The following is a 23,931-nucleotide window of genomic DNA, read 5'->3' as shown; positions in this document are numbered from 1 at the left end:
TTTGATGCCCCCTGAATCCTCTGAAAGTCTGACGGCAAGCGAAGTGCCGCCCCGCGCGCATGGGCTCGACAACGCCTGCGCCACGGCGCGTGCTGAACGGCTGGCTGCGTCCGCACGCGCGAACGGCTGGGCTCGCCGCTTGCCGATGCGCGCGGCACGCGCGTTCGTCCACAACCCGACCGCAGCCACCGGTGTCCTGCTGCTGCTGGCGATTGTTCTTCTGGCCGTGTTCGCGGGCACGCTTTTCCCCGGTGATCCGCTCGACATGGTTGCTGCACCATTCCAGTGGCCGGGGACCGATCCACATTACTGGCTTGGCACCGACTCGATGGGCCGGGACGTGGCTGCGGGCGTGGCCCATGGTGCTCGCGTGTCGCTGTTGATCGGGTTTTCTGCCACCTGCATCGGCTTGCTGATCGGTACGCTGGTCGGCGCACTCGGCGGGTTCTTTGGCGGGTTGATCGATACTGCTATGGTGCGCGTCACCGAGTTGTTTCAGACCATCCCGTCCTTCCTGCTGGTGGTTGTGATCGTGGCGATCGGGCACCCGGACGTCACGGTGATCGCTTTCGCGATCGGGCTTGCTTCGTGGCCGATGGTAGCGCGCATCGTTCGGGCTGAGTTTCGCACCTTGCGCCATGCCGACTTCGTACTCGCCGCGCGCACGCAGGGTTTCGGCAATGCGAGATTGATCTTCGGCGAAATCTTGCCGAATGCGCTGCCGCCGGTCGTGGTGACGGCCTCCGTGATGGTCGCGACCGCGATTCTGCTCGAGTCGTCGCTTTCTTTCCTCGGACTTGGCGACCCCAACGTGCAGAGTTGGGGCGCGATGATCGGCGCGGGCCGCCAATCGCTGCGCACGGCCTGGTATCTGACGGCCATCCCCGGCGCGGCCATCGTCCTCGCAGTGTTGGCGTTGAACCTCCTCGGCGACGGGCTCAACGACCTGCTCAACCCCCGCCTGGGTCAACGTCGGGAACTGCACTGAATGGCCACTGACCTGCTCGAAGTCCGCGATCTGTGCGTGCGCTTTGGCGCGCACGACGCCGTACGCGGTCTTGACTTCAATCTGGCTGCGGGCGAGACGCTCGCATTGGTGGGTGAATCCGGCTCGGGAAAATCCGCCACTGCACTCTCGCTGATGCAACTCCTTCCGGCCAGCGCGACGCTGAGCGGCAGCATCCGCTTGGCTGGCCGCGAATTGGTCGGCATGGCGCCGCGTGTGATGCGCGGGCTCCGTGGCCGGGAGATGTCGATGATCTTCCAGGAGCCGATGACGTCGCTCAATCCAGTCCTGCCGGTGGGCGTCCAGATTACCGAAGCGTTGCGTGAACACGAATCGATGTCCAGCGCGTCGGCTCGACAACGAGCCGTGGAGTTGCTCGATCTCGTCCGCATCCGCGAACCGCAACGGCGCGTTCACAGTTTCCCGCATGAGTTGTCGGGAGGACAGCGACAGCGGGTGATGATTGCAATCGCGGTGGCGTGCCGGCCGCGGCTGCTGATTGCGGACGAACCGACGACCGCGCTCGACGCCACGATCCAGGCACGCATTCTCGATCTGCTTGACACGCTGCGCCGGGAACTGTCGATGGCATTGCTGTTGGTCACGCATGATCTCGGTCTGGTCGCCGGACATGCCGATCGTGTCATCGTGATGCTCGACGGTGAGAAGGTCGACTCAGGAGACACGCGGTCGTTGTTCGCTGCGCCCGCTCATCTGTACACGCGGGCGCTGCTCGACGCGTCGCTTGGACTCGACGAGGACATGCATTACCGAAGCGCCAGCCTTCCCGAGCTTCGTCGGGAGGCCGACGCTGACGGGGCTCGCAAGATCATGGTGGTGCCGCGCCGGGCGCGAGCCATCGCCGCGCACGCGATGCCGCCGGCTGAAGCGCCGGTCGCGGCGCCGCTGCTGGAAGTGCGCGACCTGCACGTGCACTATGCCGAGCGCGGCGCCGCGGCGGCGTTGCACGCGGTCGACGGCGTGTCGCTGACGATCCGACGCGGCGAAACAGTAGGGCTGGTTGGGGAGTCGGGCTGCGGCAAGTCCAGCCTGTCGCGCGCGATCATGCGCCTGGTCCCGGCGACAAGCGGACAAATCCTGCTCGATGGCCAAGACATCACCTCGGCGCGTGAGCGCGCGTTGCGCCCGTTGCGCCGCCGCGTGCAGATGGTGTTCCAGGACCCCTACGCCTCACTGAACCCGCGGCGCACCGTTGGCGACATTCTCGATACGACGCTCGCGGTCAACGGCATGGCGGCGCGGGCGCTGCGGGCGCGGCGCATCGCAACGATGCTCGACCAGGTCGGCCTTCCCCAAACTGCTGCGGGCCGCTTCCCGCATGAGTTTTCAGGCGGGCAACGGCAAAGAATCGGCATTGCTCGTGCGTTGATCGTCGAACCGGAGCTGGTCGTCTGCGACGAGCCGGTATCGGCCCTCGACGTGTCGATCCAGGCCCAGATTCTCAATCTACTCGTCGCCTTGCGGGAGGAATTGGCGCTGTCGTACCTGTTCATCTCCCACGACCTTTCCGTCGTTCGTTATGTCACCGACCGCGTGCATGTGATGCAACGCGGCAGGATCGTCGAAACGGGAGGCTATCCGAACCTGTGGCGCGAACCGAGCCATCCTTACACGAAGGCGTTGTTGGACGCGGTGCCGGGGCGGCACAACGTGATGGCCGCGCAAGCAAGCTCACCGGCAAGCGCCACGATTCCCACAGTGTCGACGCGTCGCGTCGATGATACCGTCCGCAACTTCCAGGAGGCGGAGCATGTCGCGCAACATCAAGGCTGAACGCAACGAGGCCATCAACACGACGCTCGCCGAGATCCGCCGGATCAACGCCAGCCAAGGCATCAACCGCGCGTCGCTCGCCGACATCGCGGCGCGCGTCGTCGAACTCGCCGCGCATACAGAGCTGTTCCCGAGCGAAGACTTCCCTCCGCCCGCCCGCGGCGGTCCGCACACGTCGACCCGTTATCGACTTAACGCCGAGGACGAGAGCGGCATGGCGCTCTATCTCAATTCGATCCTGCCCGGCAAGACGACAATTCCGCATAATCACGACACTTGGGCCGTCGTCGTCGCAATCGAAGGGGAGGAGTTGAATCGTGTCTACGAGCGGACCGACGACCGGCACGATCCTGAGCACGCGGCGCTTCGCCTGGCCCGCGAAGTCGCGGTCAAGCCGGGACAGCCGATCGCCTTTCTGCCCGACGACATCCACAGTATTCATGTGTTCGGCGAGCAGCCCACGCGCCACTTCCACCTGTACGGGCGTGCGCTGGATAAACTGACCGAGCGCGTTGGCTTTGAATTGGAGACCGGCAGAATCGTCAGGTACAACGCAACGCACATGAATCAAAATGCGCGCCCTGCGCCGGTCTGAAGCATGCCGCGTGCGCTGGCCGGGTCCTCATGTCCCGGTCAGCGTCCAATCTTCGCCTCCGTTTGCACCGCGAGACTCCCTTTCTGTCCCTTTCCAATTCGCTTCCGATCCGCCGCCGATTCATATCCCGCGTGCGTCGCGTCGGCACGAGTTGCGGCGCCACGCGACGAAGCGAGCAGCGATCCACCGATACCCATGACGACTTCTCCTCCCAGCACATCGCCGAGCGGTGCAATTCTTCGTATCAACGCCGCGACGCTGAGCGATTGGCTCGCTGGCACGACACCGTTTGCGTTGATCGATGTACGCGAAGCAGGGCAGTTTGGCGCCGGACATCCGTTCATGGCCGCGTCGTTGCCGTATAGCCGGCTGGAATTGGATGCGCCGTGGCTACTGCCGGCGCGCGATGTTCCGATCGCTCTTCTCGACGATAACGACGGTGTCGCTGAACGGGCGGCCCGGCGATTGGCGACCTTGGGCTACCACGCGGTGGCGATCGTCGACGAGGGCGTGGTTGGCGCGTCGCAAGCCGGCCTGACGCTCTTCGAGGGCGTCAACGTGCCGTCGAAGACGTTTGGGGAATGGATTCACCACCGCTGTCGCACACCCCAGATCACGGCGACCGCATTGCGAGCGCGTCTGGACGCGGGTGAGCGCATGCTCCTGCTGGACGGCCGCACGCCGGAGGAGTATCGGCGGATGACCATTCCCGGGGCCAGGTGTTGTCCAAACGGCGAGTTGGCATATCGTATCGACGAGCTTGTCGATGATGAGGAGACACCGATTGTCGTCAACTGCGCGGGTAGAACGCGCAGCATCATCGGTGCACAGACCTTGATCGACCTGGGCATCCCGAATCCAGTGCTGGCGCTGGAAAACGGTACGCAGGGGTGGTTCTTGGCGGACTTCGCATTGGAACACGGTGCCGACCGCTTCTATCCGTCGCGCGTCGATGCGGATTCGCAGCGCAAGGCGCAAATCCGTGCGCAACGTCTTGGCCGGCACCATGGCGTGCAAGCGGTGGATGCGACGACCGTGTCGCGCTGGTTGTCCGGGGCGTATGCGGCGACCTACGTGTTCGACGTTCGCACCATCGAAGAGCATCGCCACGACAACATTGGGGTCGCGCGCCATGCGCCGGGTGGACAATTGCTACAGAACACCGATCAGTATGTTGCGATCAGGGGGGCGCGTATCGTGGTGGTGGATGATGACGGCAGCCGAGCGACGGTCATCGCGGCATGGCTGCGCCAGATGGGGCACGACGCGTTCACCATGGCATGCGAGCAGGCGCGCCGCATCGTCGGCCCGGCGCTGCCACCCGATGGGAGCGCGCCGTTCGTGCTCGGCAGCGTATTGCCGAGCGCGCTGCGGCAGCGAGACCGCGCATCGGCGGCGACGCACCTCGTTGACTTGCGTTCGAGCAGCGCCTGGCTGTCGGCTCACGTCAAAGGCGCATTCTGGTCCATCCGTCCTCGTCTGGTGGCGGCCTTGCAGGCGCGGGGCGCGACGCTTGGCGATCGCATCGCATTGATCAGCGACGACGCGGACGTGGCCCGTCTCGCTGCGCGCGATCTTCTCGATACGGGCTACGCCGACATTGTTCACGTCTGCCACGACCCTGCGCGTTGGCGCGAGGCCGGCTTCCAGATTGCAGAAGGCACTGGCGAACTGGCCCAAGCCGCCCGGATCGACTACGTCTTTTTCGCTCACGACCGCCATGCAGGCAACCGCGACGCGGCGCGCGCCTATCTCGCCTGGGAGCAGGATCTGGTCGCCCAATGCTCGGCGCTCGAAATCGGTGCCTTCGAACGCGCCGATCTCTGATGCCACGATTGCGTCAACCATGGCTTGCGGCTGTCCCATCGTCGATCAGTTGCGTGACGGTGTCGAAGTATTGGCGCTCGCATCGCCCAGGGTGCGTGTCAGGAGGGCCAGGGTCTGCGTCTGCGCCGCCGCGTCGGCGATGGCGTTGAAAGGCACGTAGCCATTGCGGCTGAAGCCGTGTGGCGCATCGGGATGCACTACTGTGATGAGGTCCTGGCCGCCTGTCTTGTGCTGCTCGATCTCGCTCGCGATCGATGGCGGCACGCGGGTGTCGCGCTCGCCGAAATGCAGCAGCGCCGGCACGCGGAGGCGAGGAACGCGATCCAGGAACTTCTGCAGATCCGTCCCGTAATACGAGACGATCGCGTCCGGCGTGCCTTCGACACCCGAAAGGAAGGCGAGCTGACCACCGAGGCAAAAGCCGATTACGCCGGCCTTGCCGTTGGCGTCCGATCGGCCGCGTAGCCAGGTCAGCGCACTGTCGATGTCACGCACCGAGGCCTCGACGTCCAGCCGCGCGTACAAGGCTCGACCTTCCTGCTGCGCTTCGGGCGTATAGGGTAGATAGCGCCCAGGTTCCAGGCGCCAGAACAGATCCGGGACAAGCGCGAGATAGCCCTGTTCAGCGTACCGGCGGGCAACGCCGCGCGCCCATTCGTTGACGTTGTAGATCTCCGGCAGGATGACGACGGCCGGCCTGGGACCTGCAAAGCGTTCGGCCGGCGGTGTTTCCAGCCAGGCTTCATAGGACTGGCCGTCTGCAACGGGGATGCGAATGAAAGAGCCCATGATGATTTCTCCAATTTCGCGCGGACGCGTGGCGCCTGCTGGAAGGTTTGATGGACGCGGCGTACTAGCGATCGAGCCAGGCACCCTTGAGCGAGGAAAATGCGCCGTCCACCGTCGTGTTGACCCCGTGCAGCTTCGGACTGTAGACGGTGAACTGATGGAGTTCCATGAGCGGCAGGATCGGCAAATCGCGCAGGGTTTGCTGTTGCAGGGTGTGGAACTGGGCAACGCGCTTCGCGCCGTCGCCTTCTATCTGCGAGGCCTCGATGGCCTGATCGACCACCGGATTGGTATAGCCGGAAGCGTTGGCGAACGGGACACCCGGCTTGATCGCCTTTGACCAGAGGATGCGGTCCACGCCGACTTGCGGGTCGAGAAACGACGAAAATTGCGCGATGTCGATGTCATAGTCGTACGTGCCATAGACGCTGCGCAGATGCCCGGCCACGTCCTGAGCGCGTACCACTACGTCGATGCCGACACGCTTCAAATTCTGTTTGATGAATTGGGCGGAGCGGTCGAAGTTGTTGAACGGCATGTAGTCTTCGCGCAGCGTGAAGCGCACACCATTGGCCTTGCGCGGGTAGCCGGCTTCGTCAAGCAGCTTGTTGGCCGCCGCCGGGTCGTACGCATAACGTGTAACGTCCGGCGTATAGAAGCGCGCCACCGACGACGGCACTGGCCCGGTCGCGGGCTTGCCGAGTCCGAACCAGATGACTTTGACGAGCTGCTCGCGGTCGATCGCGTGCGCGAGCGCTTGCCTGACTTTCAGGTTTTTCAGAATCGGATGGCGCAGGTTCACTTCCATCGTCAGGAACGGCGAGCTCCAGGCATAGCCCCTGGTTTCTACCTTGAGGTTCTCTCCCTTCAGGCGCTCGATGTCCTGCAGCGCAATGAGGCTATGAGGCGCATATTGCGCTTCGCCGGATTCCAGCATGGCCGCGCGTGCGCCGGCGTCGGGAATGATGCGGAACACCAGGCTGTCGACGTAGGGCTTGCCACTGTCCCAATATGCCGGATTGCGTTTGAGCTGAACGTAGTCGCCGTGCTGCCACTTTTCAAAGACGAACGGACCGGTCCCCACGGGTTTCTGGTTGTAGGGATTTGCGAGCACGTCGGTGCCCTTGTACAGATGCGCCGGTAAGACGGGCGCTTCCATCGCATTGAGTACGCTCATCACCACTGGCGACGGGTGAGCGAATTGAAAGACGGCCGTATTGGCATCCGGGGTCTGTACGTCCACCAGATTGGCAAACGTCACCCGGCCGCGCGGGTGAACCTTTTTCCAAACTTCCAGCGCGCTGTAGCGAACGTCGGCCGATGTAAATGACTTGCCGTCGTGCCATTTGACGCCCTGCCGAAGATGGAAGGTGATGGCCTTGCCATCCGTGCTCGTCTGCCAGCTGGTCGCGAGCGAGGGCACTGGGTTTCCCTGCGCGTCGTAGCTGATCAAGCCGTCGAAGACATTGGTCGAGACGACGCCGGTGGCGAGTTGCGTGTCGAACGCCGTCGTCAACTGACCAGGCTCTGGATAGATGAGCGAGGTCAGGACCCCGCCCCGTTGCTGAGCGTGAGCGCTCGCGACGGTCAACACGGTCAGTACCGCTGCGAGCAGTGGCCTGAACCGGCAAGCCCGCCCTGTGGTCGCGGAGCGAGGAATGACCGGAGAGTATGAATCGTTGCGCATGGCGTTGGCGGGAAATAGGTCGGGGACGATCGCGTCGCGCTGAGCGCGGAGTCGGCTGGCGTGCCGCGACGCGCTTCCTGAATCGAGGCCAGGCCATTCTAGGAAAGACGCTCGAAGGCACGAACGCTCGAAACACGCAAAGCTTTCCCGCGCGGCGCGAGAGGCTCGCGCCGCGCCACGGACGCGACTGAAAGGTGACGCTAGTCGCTTGTTTTGGAAACCGTTTCGCTGATAACCGCCGGAGATCGGCCGAAGCGGCAGTCGGCGCAACGATCAGATTTGCTTATGTGTGCCGGGCGTCGCGTTATGGTTCACGAAGCCTGCTTTGTTGTCGTCTGGACGATGCCGGAGCGCCACGCCGCGCGCCGCCCCTTGCCGGCTGATTGGCTCGCAGTAGCTCAAATGCCTGCTGCGCCAGCGTATTCGCCACGTGCGGGCGAATCCAAAGAAAATAGGTGATGTCGGGCAGCTTGGGAAACCCGTCGGGAGCACCAAGCACCCGCATGTCGGGTCCCAACAGATGCGTGCTACGTGCCGCGACGCCGAGGCCGGCGCGAATGGCGGCCTTCACGCCCAACGGACTGCTGCTCGTGCATGCCGGACGCCATGCCATCTTCGCGCGGTCGAGCGCATCAAGCGCGAAACGGAAAAAGATGCTCGCGGTGTCGCCCACAATGAGCGGCACCGGTTCGCCAATGGCAGGGACGAAGTGCGCGGCGCATAGCCACACGGTCGGCAAGGTGGACAGTGCGAAGCCCTCGAGGGCGTCGTCCTCGCGGCTCGAGATCACCATGTCAAGGCGGCCTTCGTTCAACGCTGCCATCAGCTCCGGGCTTCGACCGATATGAATCTCGCTCGATACTTCCGGCAAGGACCGTCGCAGTCTGCCGAGGACACTGGGCAGCAAGGTTTCCGCAACGTCGTGTGGCGAGCCGATGCGCAGCAAGCCGTGCCCGGCGCCCTGGCGCAGCGACCACATCGCATCGTCGTTCAGTGACAGGATCTCCTTCGCGTAGTGCAGCAGCTGCTGGCCGCGCGGGCTGAGCCGCTTGCTTCTGCCTGCCTTGAGAAACAACGCTGAACCGACTTGCTCTTCGAGCCGGTACATCTGTTGTGTGACCGCTGACTGGGTCCGCTTCAAATGCCGCGCCGCGGCGGTAAACGTGCCGTAGCTGACGACCGCGAGGAAGGTCCTGAGCAGTTCCAGGTCGAAGGTCGGCGGCTGATGTGACGGCAGAGGTGGCGGCCGATTGGCCGCCTGCGGGGAAGAGTCGTCGTGCATCGGGGGTGAGGCGTCGTCAGCGCTGTGTACTGACGCAGGGGTCGAAAGCGTGTCGCGGCGAGCGTTCGGCGTCACCGCAAGCCACTGCGCGTCCGTGCTCGTTCAGCCGACCGCATCGGTCGGCAATGGGTGGCGACGCGGCTTAGCGAGGGAGCGCCGCCGCACCGCGGCACATGTGCGCACGCCAACTATACTGCGCCGGTCAGCGATCGCCATAACGAGATTTGCAGATAAGCATTCCACTGCGGCCGCCGATTTGATCATCCGGGGAGGGCGTCGAAGAAGGCGCGGTGCTGACGTTAGCTACCGCGGCTGCCGCCTGATCGCGGTGCCTCACGGCGCGGGCAGACGCGTCCAGCTTTGGACATGCACGACGAGCGCCCCGTCGGTGATGCCGCTCGGCGGCACCACGCCTTTCTCAGATCGCATTGCTCGCCATCCGTGCTGCCACGTACCGCTGCAACGCTCGGGCATGCTCTGCCTGCTGCCGGTACTGCGCGGGCGTCATGTTCGACCCCAATGTTCCGGCTTCGACACGCGACGCGGAGGACTCCGCGCGGGCGATGGAGTCGTCCATGCTCGACACCAGTTCCGCAAGCTGCGACGGCGGCAGCGCATCCACCATTAGCTCGGCACTCTCGACGCTGCCGACCACGGCGGCCTGGGCCGCGGCGAGTGGCGTGACCTCGGCGCCGAGGGACAGCAAGTGTCTCGTGCGCTCGGGCGACAGACGCGCCGCCGCCGAAACGATCGCTTGGCTTGCATCGATGCCGCGTTCGATCAGAGCACCGGCCTGCGCATCGTGGCCGCTCGCGAGCAGATGATCGACCAGGTTGCCACCGCCAGCGTATCGCTCATTCAGATCACAGCCCTGCGCGGCGATGCGCTCGGCGAGCGCAAGATCGCCATCCATCGCAACTTGCCGAAACGCCAGGTGACGGAGACGCGTGGACGATGCCAAGGTGCCCGCGTCGAGGGCTCCCCGCCAGTCGAGTACCGCGCGTCTCACCGCGGCGCGAAGCGCATCGGCCAACGCCGGCTCGGGGCCGTCGATCTGGCTGATCGCGTCGACCGTCTCGTCCGCGGCGTTGTAGTCGCCACTGTCATCGAACGGATCGCTGTCGAGCGCCAGCAGCCGAAACAGCCCGGGCACGTCGTCCGCGATCCGGGCGACCGAATCCTCATGCAACCGCAATGCCCAGGCGGAGGGCAAGCCCTGCATCCACGCGAAGACCGCGCCATAATGCGGTTCGTCGAGACAGACATAGAGACGATCGAGGTACTCGAAGCCGCCGAAGGGCAGGAAGCGCAGTCGGCCGTCGTATCCCTCGTCGGCGTTTTCCTCGGCAAGTTCACGCTCGTGATCGATCCATCCCCACAAATCGCGATACCCGTCGCTCTCCGGATAGAAGAGTTCGGCGAAGGAAAAGGTGGCGACGTGATCGTCGAACTGCACCTGCAGGTCGTAGCCGACCCGTCCGCCAAACGCGGTCTGCCACAGCGCGCGAAGTCCCGGCGGGACCGGCCGGCCAACCCGTCGTTCGACCTCCGCCAACTGCTCGGACGTAATCGGCGCTTGCGCTTCGAAGATGACCTTGTCCTCGAACAACGCGAAGCCGTGTGCGGCGGCGGCCTCCGGCAAGGCATGTGTCTGTGGCAACTCGCGTCTCCTCGTGGCAAATGAAGCGCCTCGCTGCATCCCTGCCTCGCGCGCAGCGCGGCGGCCGGTATCGAGATCGCTGTCAGGTGCAAGCCATAAACAGCGCTGCGCGGCTTCGTCGAGTCACGGCGCCGCGCTCGGCTCGATTGCCATTATCGTCCAACTCCGAGAACTGCCGCGTGCTCACCGATCGTCGCGCCGCGTCGCCTGCTCTCCAGCAACAGTCATCGGGCTGGACGTCTTGCAGGAAAGATTGTCGCGTGACAGCCATTGTAGGCGCTGCCGTCTCAAAACGATGGGGCCCGCTTCACCTAGCTCATTATCATCACGACCGCTTGGCTCGGTACCAGCACCGCGCCCATCGCGTTGTTCTGATTCTGAGACGTCGGCGTGGTCAGTCGCACGGCGGGACTGCCACCGATCATCACCTTTTGGCTCCCTTGAGTGAATTTCGCGGGTCCCATGATCGTACCCGAGGTGACGCCCCCCAGGGGGCCGGCCTGGTCGCCATTGGTCATCGGAATCTCGGATTGGAGATTGAGCGCGGGAGCGCCGGATACGAGGACTGTCTCGGCCGGCGGTGTTCCCATCGTCGGCATGGCGATGTTCGGATAGGGTACAGGGACCGGACCTGTCGGCGTGGGCATCTGACAGACGTCGGGCGTTGCCATCAACTGACCGCCCCCAATCGTGACTGCGAACATGTTTGTCTCCTTTGTCCGTACGACTTGACTATCAACCTAATTCGATCTTCGAGCCGTCGACGCGCGTGATTTCGTCGGAGCGCAATGTCGTGTGACGAGTATGCATGTGCGCATGTCCCTGGATGCGCCAGCTCGCACTGCCGGCGCGCAGCTCGTCGGTCCCCTCGATCCAACGCGCACTGTCCTTGATGCGTTGGATCAGTCGTCCGACATTCGAAACGAAAGACTTCGCGGTCAGCGTCAGTCGTCCGATGCCTGCGTCCAGCACGCCAATGCGCGCATGGCTGTGCTGCGAGACGACAGTTGTCTTGAGCGAGTACATGTCAATTTGCGGTGCCGAGGCGGTGATGCTTTCGCCGCCGTCGATCGCGATGCGTGGCGCGTGTATCGTTAGCGCATTGTCCGTCGTCGACAGTGCCGATCCGCCTGGCAGGGTCAGCGTCGAGGTCGTGTTTTGCGCTCGCGACAGTACGGCCAAGACGTAGGGGACGGTCATTGATGCCGACACACCGTCGGCCGAAGCGCGGGCCGGCAGTGCGTCGCACACCAACACGAGATCTCCTGTCTCTGGTTCAAGCAGACAGCTGTCAGCGCGCTGGGCCCGCTGAGCTCCGCTGTCAACGAAAAGCCATTTACCGGCACGGCCGGTGACGGTGGCCGCGTGCAGCCCGCTCACGGTCGGCTGCGTCGGGCAGGTCGGTTCCGCTCGGAAGGTTTGTCCTTGATCCATGGTCGTTCTCGGAGTGTTTGTGTGGGGCCACGAACGGCGTCACGCTTGCCATCTCTCGCCGCGCAAGCGGACGGGATCGGTGGCGCGCGTCAACGCGATGATCGCGTCGGCCCAATGCGTCTTGTTGGCTACCAGCGCGTGGAAGTTCGCGTTGCCGAAGTCGGCGCCCGCGCATTCGGCCTCGGAAACATCGGCATGTGACAAATCGCAGTCGACAAACCTGGACCCGCTCAGCGTCGCACGTCGCAGGTCGACGCCGGCGAACATGGCCTGTTCGAAGCGGGCAACTTCGCAACGGGCACCTGTCATATCGGCGTCACTGAAATTTGCTACCAGGGCGCTGAAACCGGTCAGATCCGCCGAATCCAGCCTTGCCTCGGCGAAGCGAACCTGCTCGGCGCGCACGTTCATCAGACGCGCGCCAGAGAGGATTGCTCTGTCAAACCGCGTCATATTCAGGATCGAGCCGGCAAAGTCAGCGCGCACGAGCCTGGCCCCGGTGAGCTGGCACTGCGTCAGATCACAATCGGCAAGATGTTGCCCGCTCAGGTCCGCATCGACCAGAAACGCTTGTTGAAGCACTGTCTCCTTGAACAGCGCGGTGGTTAGTGAAGCCTGCGCTGCTGAGAAACGGGTCAAGTCTGCGCCGCTGAAATTGACGCGTTCGAATCGGCAGTTGACTGTCGAACTGCGATGTAACCGTGCGTCGAGGAAATTAGCCTCGGAAAGATCGCAGCCGTCAAACAGGCAACTCTCCAACTGCGCACTCTGAAAGCCGGCATTAACCAAACTCACGCGCATGAAGCTGGTGTTGCTGGCGTGCGCTTCTCGCAGGCTAGCGCCGTTGAGTGTCGATCCTTCCCAACGCGATTCGTCGAGCGCTGCACCATCGAGCACGGCCGACGACAGATCGCATTGACGCAGTGTCGACGTGGCCAATGACGCACGGGACAAGTTGGCGCCGCGAAAGTCGACGTTGTCAAAAAAGCATCCGCTCAGATCACGGGTACTCAAATCCGCGCCTGAAAGGCTCACGTGCGACACGGTTGTGCCGGGCAGGATGGCTGCGGGATCGGCGGCGACTAGCGTTGACATGACGAGTTGTCGATTGAACGGAGGGAAAAGCGCCGCGCTGACGCGGCGTCGACGTATCAGCTTTCCAACTCGGGACGGCCCGGGATTGCGGCAAGGGTGCGATCGATGTTTGCTCCCTCGAGATCGGCTTTACCGATGGTCGAGCCGTAGCACTGTGCGCCGTACAAATTCGCCTGGCGTAGCACAGCGCCGTCCAGTCGTGCGCGGCGCAACGTAGCATTCATCAAATTGGCCCTGCTCAGGTCCGCGCCGGTCAGATCGGCCTTGGCAAGCTGCATCGACTTCGCTTGCGCGCCTGCAAACCGCGCGCCTGTCGCAGTGACACCGCTGAAGTTTGCGCGTTCCAGCTGTGCCGTCTCGAACGCGGCCCGACTCAGGTTGACGTCGAGCCATGTGGCCGCAGCCAGCCGCGCGCCGTTGAAGCTCGCGTCGGTAAAGTCGGCGGCGAGCCCAGCACGCGAACCGCTGAGCTGCGCCTCGTCGAAGCGTGCGCCCGCGGCTTTGGTGCCGAAGAGCCGCAGGTTTTCGGCATTCGCTCCGCTCAGATCTGCATCGATCAACGTGGCGCCGTCGAATACTGTCTCAACCAGAACCGCTTGCCGAAAGTCTGCACCGGTCAGATCACAGCCTTCGAAGGAAGCGCCCGCCGCCGCACAGTTGGCGGCCCGCACTCCCATCATCCGCGAGCCGCTGAAGATGGCCTTACGGCAGTCAACATTGGTGAGCACGGCCGTATTGAAATCGCTGTCCGCAAAGTCCGCGCTGTCGAGCGTCGTGTTCTCCAGGTCGGCCATATCAAAAATCGCGCCGCGGCCACTTGCCCCGGACAGCGACGCGCCGCGCATGATGGTGCCCGAGAAGTCCGCTCCGGCGATTTGCGCGCCGGCGAGGTTCGCTCCGCTCAGGCGACTGCCGGTAAAGCGCGCATCGGTCAACAGCGCGCCCGAGAAGTCCGCGCCTTCCAACGCTGCCTTCGACAGGTCGAGCGCGGTCAAGTCAAACCCCGCCAGTGACTGACCAGCGGCTACGCGCTCGATAACCTCCTCACGGGTCAGGCGTGGGGCGACCGAGGGGGAGGCCGACACCGTCGAAGGTGGCGACACTGCTGGTGAAGCCAGGGTAGCCGTGTCCTGTGCCACGCCGGCGGCGGCAGCCGCAGCCGGTGTCAACGAAGCGAGCGTTTGCAGCGATGCAATGAGTGATTCGAAGTCGAAGTCGGCGCTCTGGCGCACGGCGTTAGCCAGTTCCGGATTGCCGATGTGGGCGGCCAGTTCTTCCGGTGTCTTGCCGGTGGCGGCCAGGGCGCTTTGCGTCTGCATGTGCAAGTCACGCAGTTGTTGACCGAGCATGCCAAGATCCGGCACCTCGGCTTCGCGCGCTTCGATCTCGGCCGTTACCTTTCTCAGGTCTTCCGGGCTCAGGTTCATTTGACGAAGCATATCGTCCGTCGATTTCTGTAAGTCCTGAACCATCTGCTCCAGATCCCGGGCCGCATTCGCCGAGGAAGAGGGCAGCAAAGATTCCGATGTCATGTAAGGCTCCAGGTCTTTCTCGCCAAGGCCATGCTGCTTCATCAGCGCGTCCGTTTGCGACTTCAGGTCGGCGCTGAGCCTATCTATCTCGCCGAAATCCATCGCTTCCGCCGCAGCAGCGGCGGGCGCTGCCGCAGCCGCAGCCGAGGCTGTCGCCATCGGCGCGCCGGTCTCGACAACAGTCTCGTCGGGCGCTGAGGCCGTCGAGGCGGAGCCGACTGGCGAGCGGGGCATTTCTGCGTCGACCAGCTGTTGCTGATAGAACGCCATCGGCACGGGCGTGCTGTCGATGGCCTCCCATCCGGCCACGACGTGGGTCACGTCATCGGCGTCCTCGTCGTCGATGGCGGCGACTGCCCGGAACAGTACGATGCCCTGACAGAGTTCCGGGAACAGCCACACCGTCTCTTGCCGTGCCAGGCATTCCTCGAAACGCGTCGTCTCGCCCGCCTGTCGACGTACGAAGCACCGAGCGCGGATGCCGGGCAAGTTGCCTTGCAACACTGGCAGCGTCGGATGCATGTGTCGAATTTCAATGCGTTCCTTGCCGTGCCAGAACCCGCCGATACGCTGATCGACCGGAGCGTTCATGAAATAGTCGACATGGGTGCCAAGGGGCAGATGCGGCCAATCTTGTTGCAACCATTTCGCATCCAGAGCCCCGAGCATTCGCGCGCGATCGCCGGCGCTGTCTTGCAGCGGCCAGTATCCGGCGGCCGCGCGCAAATCGGCGCGTTCGAGAATGGGCGCGTCGGGGGACTCCACGTTGGGCGGGCGGCGCTCGCTTTCGACGCCCAAAGCCGGGTGACCGAAAGCATGGACAGCGTCGATCGGCATGCGCACGAAAGGCATGCCACTCGTTACGCCACCGAGAGAACCAAAGCGCCGCTCGCCATGGACGTTCAGCGTTTTCTTCGAATCGCCGATCTGCACCTGAGTCGCCACCACGGGCGCGGCCACCCCGTTCGGGGCATATGCGGCGCCGTATGCCAGCCATTCGCCGTTTGGCTTCGGAAAGCCGGCATCAAGCAGGCCATCCGTGCCAAGTGCTTGCGCCACCGCTTCCCACATATAGCTTTCCGTGTGAAGCGCGTCCGCGCGCGGCGCATCGAAATCGAACATCGCGAGCAGACCGATCGACAATAGGTCGCGCCGCTCGAAACGGAGCGTCCGGTAGAGCAGGGAAAGATTGTCGGGTTTGATAATTTTCATGGTCTGCTGTGAATCGCGTAGCGTGCTTCACTGATATCCCGCATGCCTGTATATGTGCATTCCCTGCAAGCTAGGCGCATCGCGCCATCGCATCAGTTGCCACTTTTCTGCCAATTCGGTACTGCGAGCGAGCCATCCGACCGCATGCGGTTGCTCGTCGAATCGTTTATCCAAGGCGCACCAGCGCGCCCTGCACGGTCACGCCCGCCGGGCCAGCGTTGATCGTGCTGCCGGCAGCCGTGACCGCAACACCGGTGCTATCCAGACCAATGCCGTTGTCGCCGCCCGGGCCTTGGAAAAGAAGGCTGCTGCTCGTCTGGCTCAGTGCCAACGATCCCCTTGCGCCGATGCCGGCCGTTACGAAGAACGAGCCTGCCGACTGCTGGAAATAGTCCGATGCGCCCGCCGCGGTCAGGGATCCTTTAATGCTGGGCGGCGACGCGGAAACCGTCAGTGATGGTCCGCCAGCGGGTGGTCCCGCCAGCAATGCGGCCTTACCCGCGGACAACTGTACGCTAGACGCGAGCGTAGGTGCGAAGGCACCGGTTAGCGCGTTGCCGGCGCCGGTCTGAAAGTCGAGCGAAGACGACGTTTGTCCCATCTCGAGATTGCCAGCGGATGCTGCGCCCAGTCGCTTCAAGGACGCCTCCGTGGCGTTCATCGTCAGCGTGTTGGCACTAGTCAGCAAGTCGGTCTTCAAGACAGCACCGCTGTTGTCGAGCTGTAATGTGCTGGCCTGCGTGACGTTCTTCAGCGCGTTGGCCATCGTCTTCATCATCAGCCCGATTGTCACTGCGGCGGCGAGGTTGACCGCCATCGAGGCGCCGGTGTTGGCGACGGTCGAGGCCAGCATCGATTTATTGTTGTCGAAGTCTGCGAGCGTCGATACGGTCGGCTGGGTCGTGGTGCCGACCGCAACGCCTGTCAGAGCGGCGTTGGCAAGTGCCAGTGTGGCGAGTCGGCCCTGGATTGCAAAGACGGCCTTGTCGAGGGCGAGCCACCCGGCTAGGGCAGTCGGGCTAAGCGTGCCCGCCGCCAGCGTGATCGAGTCGCGAGCTTGCGTCGTCGAAGTTTTGCTTTGAGAGAGTGTCGGGCCATATGACATCGTCAGAGAGCCCTGATAGTTCATGGACACGCTGCCGCCCACCGACGCCGAAAACGCTCCGGCGATGGTGAGTGCGTTCGTCAGACCGACAGTCAACGAGGTCGACGTCCCCATAGTCAGGCTGTTCGAGACGCCAGCCGAGACCTTGCTCGTATCGCCGAACGAGAAGCTGTTGCTGTTTCCGAGGGTGTAGCTGAGAAGAGCCATGTTTCTTCACGCAGAATGAGATGGGCCGTAGTCGGTCACGACTTACGCTAGGTCGGGGTCGAGGCGGAGGAACGTGCGAGCGTGACGACGCGCAGACCGTATCGCTGGTTCGCTGTTGCGCGCCGCTGCCGCCCGCTTTTCGACGCTTCCGGCGCCGAGCGTGCCCGCCAGTTCCGAGCCCGGTAGCGCAGTGGGATCCGGACGTGCGCAACGGACTTGCAGGGATTCGGTGCTGTCCTGACCTGGCGATGCCGCTGCAGGAGCTGCCGGATTAACGGCTTGGCCGGCATCGACCGGACTTCTCCGCGGGTCAGCGGTCCTATAACCGATGCGGAGCAACGCCGACACGGCCAGGACATCGTCCGGATTCACTTTCGATTTGCGAAGCACGCGGGTCGCGCGCTCAAGGGCGGCGAGTGTGTTTTCGAGTTCCTGGGTGGGTGCGAGCGACGGCTTACGCGCCAACATATCGAATGTCATGTCGAATCTCAGTCGTTTAGCCAGCCGTAGCTGAAGATGCGCCCGCGACCGAGATCGCATTGGTCAGGCCGACGGTCAAGGCCGTCGAGGTGCCCGTCGTCAGCGTATTCGACACCCCCGCCGGGGCCTTGCTGGTAACGCCAGATGCGCAGCTGTTGCTGTTGCCAAGGGTGTAACTGATGAGAGCCATCTCTGCTCCTGCCAGGCCGAACCGGTGGTGATTGCTCGCATTGGCGCCGACAATGGAAGTGGTGCGGATCGCCATGCCGCCGCGCCGTCTCACAAAGCGCTTGGAGCATGCCAAATCGCTCGGCTCAAATGCTTCCCATGAAGATGTGCGTGTTCCCGTCGGGCGAGTGCAGCCACATCCCCTGGCTGCCCGCCGTATCGGACATGAGTAGTTGATTGCCTCCCTTGGAGGCGATACGGTTCTGCGTTGGATTGGTCTGATTGACCACGCTCGAATTGACGGAGTTCGGCACAGTGCCGACGATCACCGGTTGATCCGGGTCGCCGTCGGCGAAAGCGAGCAGGACTTCGGCGCCCTTGATCAGCGGGAAGTGCATGCCGTGTCCGTCGCCCGAGTAGGGGGTGGCCATGCGCACCCGGGCGGAGCCTTTCGCCGCCGCCTTGTCGGTGCGGTCGAACGGCACCTGCACCGTGTACTGGCCGTACTCGTCGAGTTCTGCGTAGTCGCCGCTCCCCTCTGCGTCAACGGTCGCGTTCAGCGTGCCGCTCACGCGCGGACGCGGCGTCAGCCGTGCGGCGCGGAACTGCGTGGCGGCCGGAATCGCGGTGAACGTGTTGCGGTAGGTGATTTCCTCGCCCGGTGCGCTCGCGGTGAAGGGGGTCTTGATGCCGGCGAGCAGGGCGCCGGCCTGCGAGCCTTCGTGCTGGATGTCCGTCACCAGGTAGCGACCATTGAAGTCGGCACGGTAATGGTGCGCCAGCTCGATGAAATAGCCGCTCCGCAGACCGACCGCGGTCGCCTCGGCACGGAAGCGCTTGGCACGGCACTGCAGTTCCTGCGCGCGCAGTGTCGCGTAGCGCTGGCCTTCCTGTGCGTCCCGGAAGTTGTCCCCGTAATACATCACTTCGCCGAAGCCGCTGGCGGACACGACCGCCTCAGCGGAGAGCGGCAGCGATGCGCGGCGGTAGTTGTAGTCCTGCAGCACGACCTTGCCCGGCAACGGGCGCGCCTCGCAACTGAAGCTCTGCACCGAATCGGGGGCGAGGCCGACGTCGAGTTCGTCCGCTGGCCGGTAGTTGACCGGCAAGGCGTCCGACGGATGCATCGATTTGTCGTCGAGCAGGGCGACCGTGTCCTTGCTGCCATCCTGCTGGAAGTAGTAGTAGATGCCTTCCTTCTCCATCCAGCGCGAGGCGAAGTCGAAGTGACTTTCCTGAAACTGGCATACGAAACTGCGCGCGCGGTACTGACCGGTCAACTTCGTGTCGATGTCGGTACCGGCGAGTTGCGCGTTCTGCAGCAGCGTGGTGACGATCTGCGGGATCGTCTGTTCGTTGAGATAGACCTCGGAAGTCCGGGTCTGTGTCAGGCGCCAGGCGCGCGGCACCAGTACCGCCCTGTAGAAGGTGTAGCCGCTGGCCTGATGCAACTGATCGAATTCGGCGATCATGCCCGAGTACGGCGTGGTCTTGGTCGGATCGTCGGGCGCCAGGATCGTCAGCGTCGCCGTGTTGGCCAGCATGCGGTCGAAATCGATCTCGGGGTCGTCGGCGACCAGGATCAGCTCGAAGCGATACAGTTCCGAGATGCCTTCACGACCGCGCATCCGCACGACCGAGAACGTGTCCGAGCCATAGGCCGCGGAAGCGAAGTCGAAGCGCTGGTTGCCGCTGAGGCGTGACGAAAGCGTGGTCATGGCAGTCTCGTTGATGCGGTAGGTGATATCGAAACGGCGCTCGGAAGCCGTGTGCGCGGCGGCGTGCCCGCGCTGCGCCGGCCGGCTGCCTCGCTAGCCGCAGGCGGGGCGAGCGCAGCCGGAGACGCGCATCAGGCTTTCGGAGCGAGCCAGGAGTCCTCGGCTTCGATCCCATCCGGTTCGTACGTCCAGGTGATCTTCTCGTACGTGAAGGCCAGGTCTTCCATGTGGCCCATCTGCCGGTTGTTCGGGTCCAGGCAGTTCGGCGTCCACGACTTCATGCTGGTGAGAATCGCATTTTCCAGCTTGACGGTGTAGTACTTCTCCTCGGTGCCCTTCGGCGAGATGCGGTAGAACTCGAGCTTCACGTCCTTGAGTTGCTCGCCCGAGGTCAGCGCCTGGTACAGCTTCGGGCTGGACTTGTCGATTTCCTTGGTGACGGTCATCGCACCGTGCACGCGCTTGCCGGTCGGCAAGCCGGTCTGCGGGCTTTTCGGGATCTCGATGACGTGGTCGACGGCCTGCACCAGGATCTTTCCTTCGTGGCCCTGGACTTTGGTCGAGCCTTCGATCTTTCCTTGATTCTGGCCTTCGAGGGTCAGATAGCATGGCATCGGCATGATGAACTCCTGTTGTGTCGTTGTCGGTCGTGGATTCGGCACCGCGTCTGGTGCGGGGCTTGTTTGCTAGGCTGTGTCGCTGCCATGTGTTCAGATTAGTGCTGGCGTGTTGCCGATTCATTTCGCCGAAACACGCCCATGTTTCAATCGAAACGAAGCCGCTACCGGCCTCGACGCAACGCGCTCGATCACCGCAACGTGATCACGCTCGCCTCGGCGTCGTCCCGCTCGGTGAACGGCATGCACAGCAGCGCCTGGGCGCTGCCTTTCAGGCGCGCGAAATACGAGTGGTCGGTGTCGATGGTGTTGCGTACGGCCCAGCACTCAAAGGTTCGTTCGCCTGCTGTGACGGTGAGACCTTGTTGCGCATACTCGAGTGTCGTGCGCTCGGGCAGGCCGCCGCGTGGACCGACCGCCTGGAACTCGATTGCCGCGGGCGCGCCGTCGCCTGGACACACGCCGAACACGAAACCGTCGAGGGTCGTGTGACGCGGGCCGATCTCCACCCACTGACCGATGCGCTCGTCACCCCACGCGGTGAGCCGGTAATCGGCTGTCGGCAGCGGCTCGCCCGCATTGGGGCGGCGTGCGGTGGCGGCGACCACTTTCGCCGGCCATGCCGCCTGACCATCAACGGCGCAATGTGCGTCTTGAAGCAGCGGTGGCAGTTGCGTCGCATCGGCTGCGCCGCCGTCCGGCCACAGGCAGAACACGGGCAGCGGCGGACGGCTGCCGTCCGCCAAGCTGGCTCGCAGCAGCGACAGGCCGTAGCGCACGCCGGGTTGCGCGAGCGTTTGCGGGGAGACGAGCACCAGCCACGCGTGCGCCTCCGCTGCGGCGATCGCGTCCAGCGCGGCGCGCGCGACGCCCTTGTCCGGTTCGTCGAGCCAGCGGTGCGCCTGGGCCTGCAGGCCATAGCGGCGCAACGTGGCGGCCACCGCAGCGACGCGTGCGGGTTCGTCGGCAAGCGCCGTGATCCAGACCGTTTTCATGCGTTCGCCCCGGATGCCGTGTCTGCATCGGCTTCGATGTCATCCGCCTCTTGCGCGGCGTTTGACGCTTCCTCGGCGAAAGAGAACGAGACGGTGAAGGCACCGCTTTCGTCGACGTCGAGGTGGGCGCCTGTCGGTTGCACCGCCTCGCTCATGCGCAGCAGGATTTCCTGCGACAACATCGGCATCACCGTGCCGCGCAGGATGAAATCGATGTTGCGCGCACCGGTCTCGACCTCCGTGCAGCGAGCCGCGATGGTCTTGATCACCAACTCGCTGTAGTCCAGCCGCAGCTTGTTGTTGGCGGCCAGCCGGCGCACGATCTTGTCGAGTTTGAGACGGACGATGCCGGCCAGCGCATCCTCGGGCAACGTGTAATACGGGATCACCGTCATGCGCGCGAGCAGGGCCGGCTTGAAGTGCTCGGAGAGCAGCGGCCGGACAGCCGCGGCGATCACGTCGTCGTCCGGGCGCTCGCCGTGCGCCGTCAGTTCGGTGATGACGTCGGTCGCGAGATTCGAGGTGAGGAACATCACGGTGTTGGAGAAGTCGATCTCCTTGCCTTCGCCGTCGGACAGCACGCCTTTGTCGAACACCTGGTAGAAAAGGTTTAGCACGTCCAGGTGCGCCTTCTCCACTTCGTCGAGCAGCACCACCGAGTACGGCCGCTGGCGCACCGCCTCGGTCAGCATGCCGCCCTCACCGTAGCCGACATACCCCGGCGGCGAGCCGATCAACCGGCTGGTGCTGTGGCGCTCCTGGAATTCGCTCATGTTGACCGTGACGGCCGACTTTTCATCCCCGAACAAGGTGTCGGCGACGCTCAGCGCGGTTTCCGTTTTGCCGACGCCGGACGGGCCGACGAGCAGGAACACGCCCATTGGCTGTTGCGGATCCTTCAAGCCGGCGGCGGACGTCTTCAGCACCTCGGCGATCTGGTGCATCGCGTGGTCCTGGCCACGCACCCGTTTGCGCAGCGTGTCGCCGAGATTAAGGATGTTCTGTGCCTGATCGCGCTGCACCTTGCCGAGAGGGATGCCGGTCCAGTCGCTGACGACTTTCGCGACCACATCCGGGTCCACGTCGACGCGCACCATCGCATGCTCGCCCTGCGCGTGCCGAAAGGCTGCCTCGGCCTCGCGCGCGGCGTCGCGCAACGCGGCCAACGCGGCTTCGGGCTGCGCGGCGGCGCGCGCGGCCGCAAGCGCCCCACGCGCTGCGAGCAACTCCTGCCCCGCGGCCTTCTGCGCGAGCCAGTCCGCCTCCAGCGCGCCGGCCTGCCGGGCGAGCGTCTCGACTTCCGCGGCGATCTCGTCGAGACGTTTCTCGTCGATCTTCTGCAGATTGTCGCGATCGCGCTCCAGGCCATGCCGTTCTCGCGTCAAGGCCTGGATGCGGCGCTCGACGGACTCGAGTACGTCTGGCTTGGCGGTCTGCAACACCTTGACGCGCGCACAGGCCGTATCGAGCAGATCGACCGCCTTGTCCGGCAGCTGCCGCCCGGTGATGTAGCGGCTCGACAGTTCCGCCGCCGCGACGATCGCATCGTCGCGCATGACCACCTGGTGCACTGATTCGTAGCGTTCCTTGAGACCCCGCAGGATGAGCACGGCGGTGGCCAGGTCCGGCTCGTCGAGCTTGACCAGCTGGAAGCGCCGCGCGAGCGCCGCGTCCTTCTCGAAATACTTCTTGTACTCGGCCCAGGTCGTGGCCGCGATGGTGCGCAGCTCGCCACGCGCGAGGGCCGGCTTGAACAGGTTCGCGGCATCCGACGTGCCTGCCTGACCGCCCGCGCCGATCAGCGTATGCGCCTCGTCGATGAACAGAATGATCGGCTTCGGCGACGCCTTGATCTCGTTGATGATCGCCTTCAGGCGATTCTCGAATTCGCCCTTGACGCTGGCGCCGGCCTGCAGCAGCCCCATGTCGAGACCGAGGATCGTGACGTCCTGCAGCGACTCGGGCACATCGCCCTCGACGATGCGCAGCGCCAATCCCTCGACCACTGCCGTCTTGCCAACGCCCGGGTCGCCAACGCAGATCGGATTGTTCTTGCGCCGGCGGGCGAGGATGTCGACCATCTGGCGGATTTCCGCGTCACGCCCGAACACTGGATCGATGTGCCCGCTGCGGGCCTTCTCGGTGAAGTTCTCGCAGTATTTTGCGATCGCGCTGCCGTCCGCGCCGCCCGCAGCCGTGGCACTGCCGCCTGGCGCGGCGCCCGCATCGCCGAGCGTCTGTTCGAGCGAAGCCGCGCAGGTTTGCCCAAAGGCCGCCAGCAGCGCATCGCGATTGATGTCGCGCAGCCGGTCGATGTAGCTGCCCGTCGCGTAGAAGCTCGCGCGCGCGAGCAGGGCAAGCAAGATCGCTCCCGAGCGCAGTCGAGTTTCGAGAAGGTCGACGGAGGCGATCAGCCACGCGTCCTGCAGCAGTTCGAGGAGCACCGGCGAGAACACCGGGCGGCCCGTGTTGCCGCCGCGAATGTCTTCGATCGACTGGTCGAGCGCGCGGCGCAGCAACGCCGCATCGACGCCGTGCTGGCGCAGCAGCAACGGGATGTCCGACTGCGGGTCGTCCAGCAGCTTGACCAGCATATGCTCGACGGAAATTTCGTATTGACCGCGCGAAATGCACAGTCCCGCCGCGTTTTCGAGGGCTTGCTTGCAATAGCCGTTGAGTCGGCTGACCAGCGGTTTGAGATCGACCAGCAACATGAACGTGCTACTCC

General features: G+C 64.2%; 18 protein-coding genes. 4 read left to right on the top strand and 14 right to left on the bottom strand.

Going from position 1 to position 23,931, the window contains the following annotated elements:
• Positions 1 to 4 precede the first annotated feature (4 nt).
• The 4 genes from BLU54_RS04800 to BLU54_RS04785 all read left to right on the top strand — a co-directional run bounded on the left by BLU54_RS04800 (position 5) and on the right by BLU54_RS04785 (position 5,222).
• The gene (locus tag BLU54_RS04800; protein ID WP_091905409.1) at positions 5 to 988 is read left to right on the top strand and encodes an ABC transporter permease; all 984 of its coding nucleotides are present in this window, start codon (positions 5 to 7) and stop codon (positions 986 to 988) included.
• Positions 989 to 2,800, top strand: a complete 1,812-nt coding sequence (locus BLU54_RS04795; RefSeq protein ID WP_091905406.1) for an ABC transporter ATP-binding protein — start codon at positions 989 to 991, stop codon at positions 2,798 to 2,800.
• Entirely contained in the window at positions 2,778 to 3,395 is a 618-nt protein-coding gene (locus tag BLU54_RS04790; RefSeq protein WP_091905401.1) for a cysteine dioxygenase family protein, read from the top strand. Before BLU54_RS04795 ends, BLU54_RS04790 begins: the two co-directional genes overlap by 23 nt.
• A gap of 195 nt (positions 3,396 to 3,590) precedes the next feature.
• Positions 3,591 to 5,222 carry a rhodanese-like domain-containing protein gene (locus tag BLU54_RS04785; protein WP_091905398.1) on the top strand — a complete coding sequence of 544 codons (1,632 nt, stop codon included), beginning with the start codon at positions 3,591 to 3,593 and terminating at the stop codon, positions 5,220 to 5,222.
• A 45-nt stretch (positions 5,223 to 5,267) separates the two neighbouring features.
• Here the strand turns inward: BLU54_RS04785 and BLU54_RS04780 are convergent, their stop codons facing one another.
• The 14 genes from BLU54_RS04780 to tssH form a co-directional block, all read right to left on the bottom strand.
• Positions 5,268 to 6,011 (bottom strand): dienelactone hydrolase family protein, encoded by a 744-nt coding sequence (locus BLU54_RS04780; RefSeq protein WP_091905395.1) that lies wholly within the window; start codon positions 6,009 to 6,011, stop codon positions 5,268 to 5,270.
• A 64-nt stretch (positions 6,012 to 6,075) separates the two neighbouring features.
• On the bottom strand, positions 6,076 to 7,605 hold the full coding sequence (locus tag BLU54_RS04775) for an ABC transporter substrate-binding protein (protein WP_235837791.1): 1,530 nt from the start codon (positions 7,603 to 7,605) through the stop codon (positions 6,076 to 6,078).
• Between the two features lie 397 nt (positions 7,606 to 8,002).
• Complete coding sequence (locus BLU54_RS04770) at positions 8,003 to 8,980, bottom strand: LysR substrate-binding domain-containing protein (protein WP_091905389.1); 978 nt, start codon at positions 8,978 to 8,980, stop codon at positions 8,003 to 8,005.
• Positions 8,981 to 9,398: 418 nt separating this feature from the next.
• The gene (locus tag BLU54_RS04765; protein WP_091905386.1) at positions 9,399 to 10,640 is read right to left on the bottom strand and encodes an SMI1/KNR4 family protein; all 1,242 of its coding nucleotides are present in this window, start codon (positions 10,638 to 10,640) and stop codon (positions 9,399 to 9,401) included.
• Between the two features lie 311 nt (positions 10,641 to 10,951).
• The gene (locus tag BLU54_RS04760; protein ID WP_091905383.1) at positions 10,952 to 11,344 is read right to left on the bottom strand and encodes a DUF4150 domain-containing protein; all 393 of its coding nucleotides are present in this window, start codon (positions 11,342 to 11,344) and stop codon (positions 10,952 to 10,954) included.
• Positions 11,345 to 11,375: 31 nt separating this feature from the next.
• Positions 11,376 to 12,074: a DUF3540 domain-containing protein gene (locus tag BLU54_RS04755; RefSeq protein WP_091905381.1), complete on the bottom strand. Its 699-nt coding sequence runs from the start codon at positions 12,072 to 12,074 to the stop codon at positions 11,376 to 11,378.
• Between the two features lie 39 nt (positions 12,075 to 12,113).
• Entirely contained in the window at positions 12,114 to 13,169 is a 1,056-nt protein-coding gene (locus BLU54_RS04750; protein ID WP_091905378.1) for a pentapeptide repeat-containing protein, read from the bottom strand.
• A gap of 56 nt (positions 13,170 to 13,225) precedes the next feature.
• On the bottom strand, positions 13,226 to 15,913 hold the full coding sequence (locus BLU54_RS04745) for a DUF2169 family type VI secretion system accessory protein (RefSeq protein ID WP_091905375.1): 2,688 nt from the start codon (positions 15,911 to 15,913) through the stop codon (positions 13,226 to 13,228).
• A gap of 166 nt (positions 15,914 to 16,079) precedes the next feature.
• A complete protein-coding gene (locus BLU54_RS04740; RefSeq protein WP_139169497.1) occupies positions 16,080 to 17,060 on the bottom strand; it encodes a hypothetical protein in 981 nt (326 codons plus the stop codon).
• Positions 17,061 to 17,721: 661 nt separating this feature from the next.
• On the bottom strand, positions 17,722 to 17,970 hold the full coding sequence (locus tag BLU54_RS04730) for a hypothetical protein (RefSeq protein WP_091905366.1): 249 nt from the start codon (positions 17,968 to 17,970) through the stop codon (positions 17,722 to 17,724).
• A gap of 49 nt (positions 17,971 to 18,019) precedes the next feature.
• The gene (locus tag BLU54_RS04725) at positions 18,020 to 19,591 is read right to left on the bottom strand and encodes a type VI secretion system Vgr family protein (RefSeq protein WP_091905362.1); all 1,572 of its coding nucleotides are present in this window, start codon (positions 19,589 to 19,591) and stop codon (positions 18,020 to 18,022) included.
• A 131-nt stretch (positions 19,592 to 19,722) separates the two neighbouring features.
• On the bottom strand, positions 19,723 to 20,211 hold the full coding sequence (locus BLU54_RS04720; protein WP_091905359.1) for an Hcp family type VI secretion system effector: 489 nt from the start codon (positions 20,209 to 20,211) through the stop codon (positions 19,723 to 19,725).
• Between the two features lie 188 nt (positions 20,212 to 20,399).
• Positions 20,400 to 21,203, bottom strand: coding sequence for a hypothetical protein (locus BLU54_RS04715; RefSeq protein WP_091905356.1), 804 nt, complete (start codon positions 21,201 to 21,203; stop codon positions 20,400 to 20,402).
• A complete protein-coding gene (gene tssH / locus BLU54_RS04710) occupies positions 21,200 to 23,917 on the bottom strand; it encodes a type VI secretion system ATPase TssH (protein ID WP_091905353.1) in 2,718 nt (905 codons plus the stop codon). The genes BLU54_RS04715 and tssH overlap by 4 nt, the downstream gene beginning before the upstream one ends.
• Between the last annotated feature and the right edge of the window lie 14 nt (positions 23,918 to 23,931).

It is taken from the genome of Chitinasiproducens palmae (genome assembly GCF_900095735.1).
GTDB classification, from domain to species: domain Bacteria; phylum Pseudomonadota; class Gammaproteobacteria; order Burkholderiales; family Burkholderiaceae; genus Chitinasiproducens; species Chitinasiproducens palmae.
Note: the sequence above shows the minus strand (reverse complement) of the source record. Positions and strands in the feature narration are given on the sequence as shown.